At 33.4% G+C, this 14746-nt stretch carries 13 protein-coding genes; 2 read left to right on the top strand and 11 right to left on the bottom strand.

The genetic code is table 11. The features are described from left to right. The first annotated feature begins 5 nt into the window (after positions 1-5). Positions 6-392 carry a hypothetical protein gene (locus tag HGK31_RS09425; protein WP_223115331.1) on the top strand — a complete coding sequence of 129 codons (387 nt, stop codon included), beginning with the start codon at positions 6-8 and terminating at the stop codon, positions 390-392. Here HGK31_RS09425 and HGK31_RS09420 read toward each other — a convergent pair. The 3 genes from HGK31_RS09420 to HGK31_RS09410 are packed head-to-tail and all read right to left on the bottom strand — an operon-like array spanning position 389 to position 5390. Beyond that, positions 389-3049 (bottom strand): DNA gyrase/topoisomerase IV subunit A, encoded by a 2661-nt coding sequence (locus HGK31_RS09420; RefSeq protein WP_191859524.1) that lies wholly within the window; start codon positions 3047-3049, stop codon positions 389-391. The two genes, HGK31_RS09425 and HGK31_RS09420, sit on opposite strands and share 4 nt — an antisense overlap. Then, on the bottom strand, positions 3049-3534 hold the full coding sequence (locus HGK31_RS09415) for a hypothetical protein (protein WP_191859523.1): 486 nt from the start codon (positions 3532-3534) through the stop codon (positions 3049-3051). The genes HGK31_RS09420 and HGK31_RS09415 overlap by 1 nt, the downstream gene beginning before the upstream one ends. Beyond that, a complete protein-coding gene (locus HGK31_RS09410; RefSeq protein ID WP_104733818.1) occupies positions 3531-5390 on the bottom strand; it encodes a DNA topoisomerase IV subunit B in 1860 nt (619 codons plus the stop codon). The genes HGK31_RS09415 and HGK31_RS09410 overlap by 4 nt, the downstream gene beginning before the upstream one ends. Positions 5391-5624: 234 nt before the next feature. On the opposite strand from HGK31_RS09410, the gene HGK31_RS09405 reads away from it, so the two are divergent. Further along, the gene (locus HGK31_RS09405; RefSeq protein ID WP_104733819.1) at positions 5625-6458 is read left to right on the top strand and encodes a phosphatase PAP2 family protein; all 834 of its coding nucleotides are present in this window, start codon (positions 5625-5627) and stop codon (positions 6456-6458) included. Positions 6459-6533: 75 nt separating this feature from the next. Here HGK31_RS09405 and ychF read toward each other — a convergent pair whose 3' ends face one another. From ychF to HGK31_RS09365, 8 genes are all read right to left on the bottom strand, one after another. Then, entirely contained in the window at positions 6534-7628 is a 1095-nt protein-coding gene (gene ychF / locus HGK31_RS09400; protein WP_191859522.1) for a redox-regulated ATPase YchF, read from the bottom strand. A gap of 257 nt (positions 7629-7885) precedes the next feature. Next, on the bottom strand, positions 7886-8902 hold the full coding sequence (locus HGK31_RS09395) for a peptidyl-alpha-hydroxyglycine alpha-amidating lyase family protein (RefSeq protein ID WP_191859521.1): 1017 nt from the start codon (positions 8900-8902) through the stop codon (positions 7886-7888). Between the two features lie 148 nt (positions 8903-9050). Continuing rightward, positions 9051-9524 carry an ester cyclase gene (locus HGK31_RS09390; RefSeq protein WP_233451056.1) on the bottom strand — a complete coding sequence of 158 codons (474 nt, stop codon included), beginning with the start codon at positions 9522-9524 and terminating at the stop codon, positions 9051-9053. 332 nt (positions 9525-9856) lie between these two features. Next, positions 9857-10624, bottom strand: coding sequence for a DUF6090 family protein (locus HGK31_RS09385; protein ID WP_191859520.1), 768 nt, complete (start codon positions 10622-10624; stop codon positions 9857-9859). A gap of 141 nt (positions 10625-10765) precedes the next feature. Then, positions 10766-11395: a class I SAM-dependent methyltransferase gene (locus tag HGK31_RS09380; RefSeq protein WP_191859519.1), complete on the bottom strand. Its 630-nt coding sequence runs from the start codon at positions 11393-11395 to the stop codon at positions 10766-10768. A 175-nt stretch (positions 11396-11570) separates the two neighbouring features. Further along, positions 11571-12365: a DUF6503 family protein gene (locus tag HGK31_RS09375; protein WP_191859518.1), complete on the bottom strand. Its 795-nt coding sequence runs from the start codon at positions 12363-12365 to the stop codon at positions 11571-11573. A gap of 163 nt (positions 12366-12528) precedes the next feature. Next, positions 12529-13371 (bottom strand): CPBP family intramembrane glutamic endopeptidase, encoded by an 843-nt coding sequence (locus HGK31_RS09370; protein ID WP_191859517.1) that lies wholly within the window; start codon positions 13369-13371, stop codon positions 12529-12531. A 153-nt stretch (positions 13372-13524) separates the two neighbouring features. Then, a complete protein-coding gene (locus HGK31_RS09365; protein ID WP_191859516.1) occupies positions 13525-14733 on the bottom strand; it encodes a threonine aldolase family protein in 1209 nt (402 codons plus the stop codon). Positions 14734-14746 lie beyond the last annotated feature (13 nt).

Below are 14746 nucleotides of genomic sequence, written 5' to 3'. Positions count from 1 at the left end.
TATTTATGAAACGTTATGTTTTTCTTTGGATACCCATGATATTCATAGCTATTGTTAATGGATCTGCTCGCGATTTATGGTACATATCTTATTTAGGGGAGCAATCAGCACATCAATTATCCACTTTAACACTAATATTTTTATTTGGGCTTTACTTCTATTTTGTATTTAAGAAATATCCAATTTCTTCTAAAACGATGAGTTATAAAATTGGCGTTACATGGATGCTTTTAACCTTGAGTTTTGAATTCGGTTTTGGGTATTATCGTGGCTTGACTTTAACAGATATATTGGCTGATTATAACATTCTAAATGGCAGAGTTTGGGTTTTGATCCCAATTTGGCTACTAGTAGCACCACGCTTATATTTTGCTTGGCTCAATAAAAATTAGAATAAGGTTATTTGTCCTTGATCATCCAATTTATCTGAAGCGTCATCTTCTTTAGTTTTAGAATTTGAATCTGCGCTAGAATCTTCTTCTTTTTCACTGGTAACAGCCGTTTCATCTATAACTTCAATATCTTCAGCATGAACTTCTTCGGGTGCTTCATAAGGCAAAGGATCCAATAAATTTACTTGATTTACTTTGTCCTTTGTCAATTGATTTCCTAAAGCGTTTATACCTTTAATAGCTATGAATTCTTCTAAATTAACTTCAAGATTGTCTTTTCTATCTTTACCGCGTTCTTTAGTAAATTCAACTTCTGCCATAGGTTTCCAGTCTGTTGAAACTATTTCCAATTGCGAATTTGGATGATCTGAAATAAAGCTTTCTTCTTTTCCTTCGTTTTCAACTAAAAAACGTTTGACATAATAGCGTTCCTTTTCACCATCAAAATAAACGGCAGAAATAGGCTTTTTAGGAATCCATTTTTCCATGACTATCATATCATCATCAAAATGAGTTGTTACTTCTGGAATGATTGTTTTAATGGTTCCTGATTGCCTGATTATCAATATCCTGTCTTCGCCTCTAAATTCACCAACTAATTCGCCTCTTCCATCTACATTTAAACGTTGAACGGTATCATCAAACCAAATTTTTCTTGGCTTCAATGTAGAAACACCTTTTTCTTTCAATTCAATTTTCTTGACAGCATATTTTGTTACAATATTTCCTTTAGATGCACGACCTTTAATGAGTACATCGGCAAAGTCCAAATCCCATTTTAACTTCTTAATACTTCCTACTTGACGTAAATAAACCGTGACCACTTCGGCTTCGCCATTTGGATTTGCAGAAAAATACCAAACCATAGAGTTTTTATTACCATTGGTCATATCATATTCACGATCTCTAGTTACAGAAGTCACGGCAAAACGTTTTACGTAGGTTGGACCACTTTTGCCATCGCGATATATCATATTATAAATTGTTCGCTTGTCTTTCTTCTTAAAGACTGCAACATGAATAATATCTTTGCCAACAAAGGTTTTAGAATCCACTTTGGTTACCATCATTTTACCTTCTTTGGTAAAAACTATGATATCATCAATATCACTACAATCGCAAACATACTCGTCTTTTCGTAGTGACGTACCAATGAAACCTTCTGCCCTATTTACATAGAGCTTTGTATTTCTTATAACGACTTTTGTAGCATCAACGTCATCAAAGGTTCTGATTTCTGTTTTGCGCTCTTTACCGCTTCCATATTCTTTTTTAAGACGTTCAAAATAAGCAATAGCATAATCAATTAAATTAGCCAGATGATGTTTTACTTCAGCTATTTGTTCTTCAAGAGCATCAATTTTTTGTTGAGCCTTATCAATATCAAACTTTGAAATACGCTTAATTCGAATTTCTGTCAATCGAACAATATCCTCTTCAGTAACTGCACGTTTTAAGTGTTTTATATGAGGTTGTAAGCCCTTGTCAATGGCTTGAATAACGCCTTCCCATGTTTCTTCCTCTTCAATATCGCGATAGATTCTATTTTCTATAAAAATACGCTCTAAAGAAGCAAAATGCCATTGTTCTTCAAACTCGGCGAGTTTAATTTCCAATTCATTTTTAAGTAGCTGAACTGTATGATCGGTTGAACGACGTAACATTTCTGAAACACCAATAAACAAGGGTTTATTATCTTCAATCACACAGCCTAAAGGTGAGATTGATGTTTCACAATTGGTAAAGGCATATAATGCGTCAATGGTTTTATCTGGAGAAATACCACTTGGTAAATGCACCAATATTTCAACATCAGCTGCCGTATTATCTTCTATCTTCTTTATTTTAATTTTGCCTTTATCATTGGCTTTTAGAATAGAATCAATTAGAGAAGATGTATTAGTTCCAAATGGAATTTCGGTAATGACTAAAGTATTTTTGTCTAGCTGTGAAATTTTTGCTCTAATCCTAACCTTACCACCACGCAAACCATCTTTATAATCTGTAAAGTCAGCTATTCCAGCAGTTGGAAAATCAGGAACAATTTTAAAACGTTTGCCTTGTAAGTGTTTTATGGAAGCATCAACCAATTCAAGAAAATTGTGTGGGAGTATTTTTGTAGATAAGCCTACAGCAATTCCTTCACCACCTTGAGCTAATAATAAGGGAAATTTTACGGGTAAATTAACAGGCTCTTTTCGTCTGCCATCATAACTTGCAGACCATTCGGTTACTTTTGGATTGTAAACAACATCTAAAGCAAATTTTGAAAGTCGTGCTTCAATATAACGCGATGCCGCTGCACTATCACCAGTTAAAATATTTCCCCAGTTTCCTTGAGTATCTATTAGTAAATCTTTTTGACCAATTTGCACCATGGCATCAGCAATACTAGCATCACCATGAGGATGGTATTGCATGGTATGACCTACAATATTTGCAACTTTGTTGTAACGACCATCATCCAAATCTTTCATGGAGTGCATAATACGTCGCTGTACAGGCTTAAAGCCGTCCTCAATTGCTGGTACGGCACGTTCTAATATAACATATGATGCATAATCTAGAAACCAATCTTTGTACATACCAGTTACTCTGGTAATGGTTTCGTTATTGTCTTCCTGTTCATTAATCAAATCGTCGTTCGCTTCGCTCATTAATTATTTGCTCTTTTATTTAATTTAACCGTTTTGCTCAAAGACTGTTTCATGTATTTACGCTTTTTTCTAGCGACCAAAGTAATATTAAATCTATATTTTTTGACTCTCTCATGTCCATCCCATTTGATGAATACTACCAACTCTTTATAGAGAAAAAAATTATACATCTTAAAACCTACAAGTTCATGCTTACTGGTTTCAAGTTTATGCTCTCGGTAGTTGAATCTATCGGAAAGTAATAAACCTTTATTTAATAAAATTAATTTTGCCCCATCACTATCATATTCAAAATATTTTGCAACACGATGCACCAAAAAGAATAATATTCCAAAAATACCTAGAACCACCAAAAATAGAATAAGTGGGTTGACTTCAAGACCTGTAACAGCATTAAACACAAAAATAGATGTGATAGCCAATACAATCATAATGAAATATACCCCAATGATGACACTTTTTACTTTTTCGTTATTGGTTCTCATGGTGTGTCTTCTACTAAATCTAATTCAACTTTAAGGTTATTGATTATAAACTCTTGTCTGTCTGGTGTGTTTTTACCCATATAGAATTGCAGAAGTTCTTCAATTGACATATCGTCATCTAGCATAACAGGATCTAAACGAATATCTTCACCAATGAAGTGTTTAAATTCATCTGGTGAAATTTCACCTAAACCTTTAAATCGGGTGATTTCTGGTTTTGGTTTTAATTCTTCAATAGCATTTTGACGCTCTTCTTCGGAATAACAATAAATGGTTTTCTTTTTATTACGAACTCGAAACAAGGGTGTTTGCAAAATATACAAGTGGCCTTCTTTTATGAGTTCAGGGAAAAACTGAAGGAAAAATGTTATTAGTAATAAGCGAATGTGCATACCATCAACATCAGCATCTGTTGCAATTACAACATTATTATAACGCAAATCCTCAAGTGATTCTTCTATATTTAAAGCTGCTTGCAATAAATTAAACTCTTCATTTTCATACACAATTTTTTTACTCAAACCGTAGCAGTTTAAAGGTTTTCCTTTTAAACTAAAAACGGCTTGCGTATTTACATCGCGTGACTTGGTAATACTACCCGATGCCGAATCACCCTCTGTAATAAATAAAGTAGTTTCTAAATTGCGTTCGTTTTTGGTATCACCAAAATGCACACGACAATCGCGTAATTTCTTGTTGTGTAAACTGGCTTTTTTAGCACGATCTTTAGCTAGTTTTCTGATGCCTGATAATTCTTTGCGCTCACGTTCAGCCTGCAAGATTTTGCGTTGGATTTTTTCAGCTGTATCCGGATTTTTATGCAGATAGTTATCTAAATAGGTTTTAACAAAATCATTGATATAGGTTCTTACCGTTGGTAAATCGCCACCCATATCGGTTGAACCTAATTTAGTTTTGGTCTGACTTTCAAAAACAGGCTCCATAACTTTTATAGACACAGCAGATACTACCGATTTTCTAACATCAGAGGCATCATAGTTTTTGCCATAAAATTCCCGTATGGTTTTTACCAGCGCTTCCCGAAAAGCAGCTAGATGGGTTCCACCTTGGGTAGTGTTTTGTCCATTTACAAAAGAATGATATTCTTCGGAATATTGGGTTTTACTGTGTGTTAAGGCTACTTCAATGTCATCACCTTTTAAATGAATTATTGGATATAATAAGTCAGAATCCTTGATGTTTTCACTCAATAAATCCTTTAAACCATTTTCACTGTAATATTTTTCACCATTAAAAACAATGGTCAATCCAGGATTTAAATACACATAATTCTTGAGCATTTTAATGACATACTCATTACGGTATTTGTAGTTTTTAAATATGGTGTCATCTGGTACAAAGGATACCTTAGTACCTTTTCGTCTAGATGTATCATCTAACAGCTCCTCATTAGTCAGATTTCCTTGTTCAAATTCAGCCGAAGCAGATTTATTATCACGTGTTGATTCTACCCTAAAATAACTAGATAAGGCATTAACCGCTTTTGTTCCAACACCATTTAGTCCCACAGACTTTTTAAACGCCTTACTATCATACTTTCCACCGGTATTCATTTTAGAAACCACATCTACTACTTTACCTAGCGGAATACCACGACCATAATCGCGAACAGTTACTTTATTACCATGAACTGAAATTTCAATAGTTTTTCCGGCACCCATCACGTATTCATCAATGGAATTGTCTAAAACCTCTTTAAGAAGAATATAAATACCATCATCACCCGAAGAGCCATCACCCAATTTCCCGATATACATACCAGGTCGCATGCGGATGTGCTCTTTCCAGTCTAGTGAGCGTATGTTTTCTTCAGTATATTTGGTTTCTTGAGCCATTGTGAAAGTGAATTTTTTGAGACCTTGCTAATATACATTTTCATAGTAAAAAATGAAACCCGATTTTATTAAAGTAATTAACAAAAAAATTGCCTGATTTGTTGAGAACATTGGTGCTTTCATTTCATGAGGCAGGTATTTGAAAGCACTAAAAATCTAATTGCGCTAATTTTTTTAGTAATCGAATTAAAAGCGTTGTGACTATGCTTGTAATTTTAACCAAAAGTTTTATTTATGCGAATTACAATATTAGTATTAGTACTATTTTTTTCATGCCAAACAACCTTTGCGCAACAGATTGATACAGGTGAAAATCCGCCTTATGAATGGAATTGGACGAGAGATGGTATATGGACAGGAACAGCTATGGCAGCTAATGGTTTAGGTTTATATTTTATAATTAATAAAGATGGCATTAGTGATGCTGAATTACAATCTATAGTCGCTGATGAAGATAATATTAGTGGTATAAACCGTTGGGCAGCAGGAAACTCATCAGAAACTGCTGGAAAAATAAGTGATATCCCATTTTATTTATCATTTGCCGCTCCCCTAGCTTTGTTTTTTGATGATGAAGTGAATGACAATAGTGGTTTGGTATTAGGAATATTCCTAGAAACCATGGCAACTTCTGGCGCTATGTACACCATTACAGCCGGACTGGTTGACAAAAGCAGACCTTACGTATATGCAGAGGATTATGACTATGATAGACGTGTTGGTGCCAGTGGTCAACGATCATTTTTTTCTGGGCATACCTTGATGACGGCCACGGCTACTTTTTTTGTAGCTAAAGTCTATCAGGATTTTAACCCTGGCTCATCTAAAATCCCTTATTTTTATGCTGGTGCCGCACTATTGCCAGCTGCGGTTGGATTCTTAAGAATTCAAGCTGGTCAGCATTTTTTAACTGATGTTTTAATTGGTTATGGCCTTGGAGCACTATCAGGCTATTTTATTCCACACTTACATAAAAAACGCAAACATAAAATGTCCGTACTTCCTGTAAATGGTATTGACTTTCAAGGTAAAGAGTACACAGGCTTATCGTTGCGATACCGGTTTTAAGTAACTTAACATATCATATATAAACCATAAAGCTCTTGGAAATCAAGAGCTTTAATTTTATGACTATACCTGTTTCTATACGTTAAATAAGAAGTGCATAACGTCACCATCTTTAACAATGTAGTTTTTGCCTTCAACACGCATTTTACCCGCTTCTTTTACTTTGGCTTCGCTACCGTATTGCACGTAATCATTATAGGCAATTACTTCGGCACGAATAAAGCCTTTTTCAAAATCGGTATGGATCACGCCTGCTGCTTGAGGCGCAGTGGCTCCTATATCAACCGTCCAAGCGCGGACTTCCTTCACACCTGCTGTAAAATAGGTTTGTTGATTCAATAATTTATAAGCACCACGAATGAGTTTTGCCGAACCGGGTTCATCTAGTCCTATATCTGATAAAAACATCTGGCGCTCTTCGTAATCGTCTAATTCATTAATATCGGCTTCAGTACCAACAGCCAAGACTAATACTTCGGCGTGTTCGTCCTTAACAGCTTCGCGAACGGTTTCAACATAGGCATTACCTGAAACTGCCGAACCTTCATCTACATTACACACGTACATAACCGGTTTATCTGTAATAAACTGCGCTGGTTTTACAAAGTCTCTATCATCGTCTTCTGAAAACTCTAAAGCACGTACCGATTGCCCTGCTTCTAAACCGGCTTTTATTTTTAATAGAACGGCTTCTTCTTTTTGGGCATCTTTATTGCCTGTTTTGGCTGCGCGCTTTACTTTGTCCAATTTCTTGTCTACAGTCTCTAAATCTTTTAACTGCAATTCCATATCAATGGTTTCCTTGTCGCGAATAGGATTTACGTTGCCATCTACGTGTACAATATTGTCATTATCAAAACAGCGTAACACGTGCAAAATAGCGTCTGTCTCACGAATGTTTGCCAAGAACTGGTTACCTAGCCCCTCGCCTTTACTAGCGCCTTTTACCAAACCAGCAATATCTACAATTTCAACAGTAGCTGGAACAACACGCTCTGGATTGACCAGTTCTTCTAGTTTTTGAAGCCTAGGATCTGGTACGTTTACCACACCAATATTGGGTTCAATGGTACAAAACGGAAAGTTGGCACTTTGTGCTTTGGCATTGTTTAAACAATTAAATAAGGTTGATTTCCCTACGTTTGGTAATCCTACTATTCCTGCTTTCATTTTTTTTTAGATCATTAGATTCAAGTCGCAAGAACCAAGACAGTGGTTTTTGCAGGCTGCAAATATAATTATAGTTGGCGTTAGTGGAAACAAAAAGTTTAGTTTTTAGATGTTGGTTTGTAGTAGGTAGTTTTTAGTGGGTAGTTGGGTGATGAAGACCGAAGACGGATGTGTGTTGATTTGTTGATTTGTTTATATGATTAATTAGAAAGAGGCTAGAACAAGCAATTACTTCTAGCCAGTGTTGTACGGCGTTTTTATTTTAGTTTAAATTTCTGAATTCTATTTCCTAAAATATCTCCGACATAAATATTTCCTTCGTTATCAATTTGAATATCGTGATATCTTGCTACTGGTCCATCGTAAAACCCAGTTCTACCAAACTGTACTTGTAGGTTAGCATCTAAATCAAATCGAAAAATATCAGAACCTTTTATAATAGAATCATTATCAGTCCAATAATCTATTCCAAAAAGATGGTTTTTATGATTGTCAATGGTTACAGAATATAATTGGTCAGTTGTTTGATTTTGCCAGAGAGCAATAAAATTTCCTTTAGCGTCAAATTTTTGGATTCTATTGTTTTCGCGGTCAGCGACATAAACATTTCCATTTTTATCTAAATCAATTCCGTGTGGAATATTGAATTCTCCTTTTTTATTTCCGAATTTTCCCCATTCAAATAAATATGTTCCGTCTTTGGAATATTTTATAACTCGGCTGTTACCATACCCATCACTTACGTAAAATGAACCATCGTTTGTAACAGCGATATCGGTTGGAAGATTAAAATGTTCAGCATCGTTTCCTGAAACTTTAGCTTCACCTAATGTCATGAGTAAGTTACCTCTAGAATCAAACTTAAAAACTTGATGAAGTCCGCAATCTGTGACCCAAATGTTATCTTGATTATCTACTTCAAGACCGTGTGGCATTATGAATAAATTGTTTCCCCAGGAATTCAGAATTTCACCAGTTTTGGAATCTATTATTGATATGGTATTTTCTTGAATTAACGGAAGGTGCGAAATTGGCATAGTTAACCAAGCTCTACCAGAACGATGAAATGCAATTATATTCCCTTTACTATCAAGTCCCAATCCAGTAGGACTTCCTAAAATAAAATTATCCGGTAATTTAGGCCAATCCTTGACTAAAACATAAGAATCAGAGTTTATAATTTCTTGTTCAGACTTATTTTTTTCAGAGTGTTTGCAGCCTAAAATAAGAAGTGCCACAAGAAAAAAAAGTATTTTATTTTGTTTAAATGCCATTTATTGGTTTTGGTTGGTTTGAATGAAGCACAACGTTTGTGTGTATGATTAGTGGCGTGGGATAGCACGGATTTTTGCAAATACAAGCAACCCACCAGAATGACTTGTCGGGCTGGTTACTTATAGCTATTGTTGTAGCCAGATTTTTTTAATTTCCATTTAGTTGTTTTTCATAATCAACCGCATTGTATGTTCCGATTGATTTTTGAACGAGTCCTTGGTCATTTATTGTCCATTCCTCAAATCCGCTGAAGTTAACTTTATTTCCAGTTCCATTCGGTCCAGTATTGGTTCCTTTAAATGTCCAATAGTATCTGAAACTGTCATTTTCTATTGTTAGACTGTCCATTGTCAAAACCATATCAGGAAATGCCTCCATATATGAGTTAGCCGTTTCTGCTAATTGTTTTCTTCCAACTGCTGGTGTTCCGTTATTCACAGTTAAAGTTCCGTCCTCTGCATAAAATGAAGCCATTTTTTCTGGCACTTTACTGTTCCAAGCATCAGTATATTTTTGTCCGAATTCGACCATTTTATCCAATTCCGACTTATGAGATTTACATCCTGTCATTATGATTAATATTATTAAAAATGTTACTAAAAATGCGCGATTATTTTTCATAAAATGCTGTTTTTCAAATTGGCTACAACAAATGAATATAATCATTGATTATATCCAACCAATAGCACTAATATATTAAATTAAATGATAAGCTTGAGATATAAAAAACCACTAACTCTAGGTATTCGTGGTTTTTGTTTTGGTTGGGTTTTACCCAAAAACCAGCTTAATCTTTAATGCCTGAAGGGTAGCTATTGTTTATAGCGATTGTTGTGCTTTCGTTATTTTTATTTTAGTATCAATCATTTTTATATTTTCTCTAATTCTTGACTAGCCATTAGCAATAAATCTTCAGCCAGCTTTTTGTATACGCTATTTGCCTTTACTTTTATTTATTCTATTGGTTCATTATTTAATTCTGTAGAGTTTTTAGTCATCTCCAGTATTTTATCAATTTTCTTTTCTACAATTTTATATTGACCAGTTATCCACGCATACCAATAAAGGTTTCTTCTCAACAAGTTAGCGTAGCGAAAATCTTTCAGAAGCAATCTTGGGTCTGGTCCAAATGATTTAGTCTCTTCCAATGAGTACCATTTAGCTCTAGTGTAAAGTAGTTCAACGTTATCATTAATGTATGTCATATATTGATTGAGCATAAAATTTGCCTGAGAATCTTCGTTCTTGTTTACGTCCAATACTATTCCATTCCAACTAGTTATTGCTTCTCTAAGCTCAGTATTTTGGATAAGGGATACCTTGCCTGAATTAATGATATCCAAAACAACTCCATCCGGAGGGTTGAAACTAGGATATGCTTCGCTCTTTGTAAGCAAAGAGTCCATATATTTTCTGTCGATATCACTTTTTTCTTGTCCAACTAGTTCATTTAACTCATCCCAGATTATTTTCTTCTCTTCATAGATTTTTTGCTTTCTTCTCAATTCTTCTTTGGTAAGTAAAAATTCATTGTGAAGAGATTCTAATATAGACTTTTCAGCTTTTCTGTTTTTTAAGGTTTGATTCCAATTATTTATAGATAACGCAATCAATATCCCTATCACAACTAGCACAATTTCACCAATAGCATATTTAAAGTACTTTCCAGTTTTACCTTTCGAAAGTAAATCTTGTCTAATTTTTCTAAAGAATTTTATCATTGGTTAGCGGTTTCTGATAATGAAGCACAACGGTTTTGTGTATGATTTCGTTGCGTTGGTTTGCCTAAAGATAGTAAACTATCACAAGCCAGAGGAAAATCCGAAGGATTTTCCGAGTACACTGTGACCAAGCAATTATTTTTACACATTGTTAGCTGCTGTGTTTTCTTCTTTTTGCCATATCAAACCTCTAAATCCGTGCTCAAAAATTCTAAATTCTAATAAATTCAATTCGGGAAAGATTTTTTCTAATTCCTCATCTTTGTATACAGTATGAGTAATCCCTTTGGTGGGATTATCGCTTTTCATTAGTTTTTCTCTATCTGTTTCGTTTAAATACGGATTGAAGACACAAAAAAGAATTCCGCCATCATTTAAATTAGATTCAATTTGTTGACTAACTTCAGACAATTTAAATCTCGAAATATTATCCAAAATTTTTGATGCGACTACTCCATCAAAAGATTCTTTTTTAAAAGAATGATTGACTAAATCTGAATAATCAAACAAAGCTCTAACTTTTTCTTCTTTTGCCCAATTTTTGGCATACTCAATTGCATTTTTAGAAAAATCTACTCCTTTTACAGAAATTCCATTTTTTGCTAAAAAAACAGACCAGATACCTACACCACATCCCAAATCTAATACAGATTCAACATTATGTTTTTGAAAATAATCTAAACAAAAAAGCATTGAATCTGTTGGAGAAACTTCTTTCCATTCCATTGGAATATTAGAAAAAACTTGCTCCCAAATGTCTTTGTCTTTCATATGTTATTTGAAATTCCTGTTTTCACATTGCAGCTAACGTTTGGTGTATGGTTAGTTGCGTGCGCAGCAACTAATTTAGTAAACAAATACTTGCCAGAGGAAATTCCGAAGGAATTTTCGTGATAAGCACTAGCCATAGCAATTAATTATACACGGTGTTGGCAGTAGGTATTTTTCATTCCATTAAAATATCACTTCCGTTATATGAATTATCTAATTCTCTCCAATGTCTAATTCTTGGAATTGAAATATTATTGATATTAAAATCTCCCTCGAATATTATGCGTCCTCCTGCATTTGGGTCATCTAGATAAATCATCTCCAAACCAATAATTCTAAAATCATTTTTTGCGACATACAAAATCCAATCTTTAGAAAACAATGACTCCTTTCTGTTTTTAAAACTTTTTACAGTATTTAATACAGTTCCACCTGCAATAGATTCTTCTAATTCTATTGTGATTTTATAACTCTGTATTGAATTAAAAGTAATTTCTTCTACTTGTTTTATTGTCTTATTTTCATCATCCAGCGACATTGGCAGTCCTAAAAGAGTTTTATAAAATCGATGATATCCTTTATTCCTTTTTGGGTCTAATCGATACTTTTTAATCAATAACGAATCTGTTATGATTTGACCATTCAATAATGAAGAATAATTGTTGTTTTGCGAAATATGAGTAGAAATACTATCGCCTCTATTTCGTTGAAGTTTAAAATAATTTGATTTATTATCTAGTTCTACAATAGAATTCCTGAATTGATTTCCTATTCTTGGTTCTTCAATGACTACTTTGAAATTTGCTGTTTTCCATTCATTGTTTATATCGTGAAATTGAATACTTTTTTCAAGAATTGATTCTCCAGTTAATTGTTTATTTTCAATCCGCTGTTCATTTCGAGTTTTATCAGATTCCTTACAGCTTAATAATAAGACACCACAAATAAAAATGTAAAATATTCTAGTCATAATGTTCTTTTTACTTACTGCCAACAATGGGATATAATCATTGATTATATCCAACCTATAGCACTAATATATTAAATTAATTGCTAATCTTGAGATAAAAAAAAACCACTAACTCTAGGTATTCGTGGTTTTTGTTTTGGTTGGGTTTTACCCAAAAACCAGCTTAATCTTTAATGCCTGAAGGGTAGCTATTGTTGGCACTTGTTTTTAATTTATTTTTAGCTATCAATATTCCTGTAAATATAAGCATACCAATACTGGACAATAAATGTACTTTTTTAAAATCTGCACTCAATTCAGGGAAAAACAGCAATGCTATTCCTGCATTAATTGATAAGTGAAATAAGATTGCAACTAGAACGCTTCCTTTAGAATTAATTAACAACCAAGTGATTATTATTGATAAACAGATTAGCATTAGAAAATAAGCTGTTACAGTTAAAAAAGAAATTGACTCCACACTAACTAACGTGCCAAATGGTGCCCACCAAAGTGGCATATGCCAAATAAACCATATAACTCCAATTATGATTGCGCTTTTTAAGTTAGAATGTTTTTTTTGTAATTCAGGTAATAGGAAACCTCTCCACCCTAGTTCTTCGCCTAAAGGTCCAGCATAAAAACCAGCCCATAATACAGTAGGAATTGAAAGAAAAGCTGCTTTGTCAAAACTCCCAATATCTCCAATAAATATGCTATATAATCCAATTGCAATAATGACAAAAATTATAGGTAATAGTATTATGTATAAATAGTTTTTAAAGGGAATATTCCAAATAAACACTTTCTTAAGTAAATTCAATACACCTTTGAGTCCATCAAAAAGTAGTGTTGTTACAATTGCGCTGATTGTAGGTCCATATAAACCCGTAAAAAAGAATATTAAAAATTTTCCGATTGATTCTTGATTGATTCCGTTGGTAAAATAATTTAGACCTAAAAACCAAAAAGTCCAAGACCAAATAATGGTCATTAATAAAAATATATACGTCTTTTTATTATTCATATTTTTCTTAAATAAGTGCCAACGTGTTTGTATTGAGCTATGGTGTGTTTAAGCACCTAATTTAGCAAATATAAACCGAATAGAAAATCCGCTAGGGCTTTGGTAAATAGGCTAGAACTAGCATTAAATTTTATACGGTGTTAGGCAACGTTTTTAATTTCGTGCTTGTTCAATTCCTTTCTTCCAAGCATCAAGTATATCTGTATAATCTCTAGTTAATAAACTTTCATTCACAGTAAATTTTACAATTCCTTTATCGTTGGCTCTTCCTAACCAAATATTATGCTCATTGTATAGAAATATGGCAAGTTTTTTTAAACTTATTTCATTACTTAATATTAAATCATAAATATTAGTGCCATTTTTAAGACTAGTAATACTAATACCATTTAACTTGTTCAATGCAGTAATTAATTTTTCAGATTTTATAACAACTTCATTCCATCGCTCATTAATACCTTCTAAATAATGCAACGCCATTGATGTATTATTCCAACTTTGAAATACAGTTCCTCCAAGTATTTTTATTTGATGCGATATTTGTTCAATGATTTTTGCATCTCCACAAAGTATTGCTCCACCAGATGCATTTAAATATTTATACAGAGAAATATAAACCGTGTCAAAATATGAAGCGTATTCTGAAACCGATATATTGCTGAATGCAGACGCTATATGAATTCGCGCACCGTCTAAATGCATTTTGTAATTATTTTCTTTGCAATATTTTGAAATGTCCTTTATTACGCCTATTGGCACGAAAGTTCCGTCAGCTCGTCTAACAGGGTTTTCAATCACTACTGTTCCTAACCCACTTTTAAAAACTTCATTTTTATTTGTATAGTCTATTGTACTTTTCAAATCAGTTATATCAAAATATGACTTTCCTTTTCCAACAGGAATTAGTCTTTTACCATGAACACTTTGAGCGGCATCAGCTTCATCTCTATAGATATGTGAGTTTTCGGGTACTATAACTTTAGTATTATTTTCATTAAGCAACTTAATTGCTAATTGATTAGCCATCGTGCCAGTTGGAAGATAAATGGCTTTTTCTTTACCAGTTATTTTTGCAAATTCTTCTTCAATTAATTTCGTGGTTCCACCACCTCCGTAAAAGTCGGGTTCAATTGGTTTTGATTTATTTATTTCTTGCAGTTTATTCAGGTATTCAGTAGGGCCTAAAGCCAATCCATCGTAAATGAAGTTAACAGATGATTGATTTTTAGTGAGTACCTTATCATTAGTTTTTTCAAATGACATTGCATTCAAACCAATCGTAGGAATCAAGAAAGGGACAGTTGATAAACTGCATTTTTTAAGAAAGTCTCTTCTGTTATTTTCTTTTTTTAGTTTCTTCATTTTTTTAATGTTA

The sequence above is a fragment of the Hanstruepera ponticola genome (assembly GCF_012931685.1).
Lineage (GTDB): Bacteria > Bacteroidota > Bacteroidia > Flavobacteriales > Flavobacteriaceae > Hanstruepera > Hanstruepera ponticola.
Note: the sequence above shows the minus strand (reverse complement) of the source record. Positions and strands in the feature narration are given on the sequence as shown.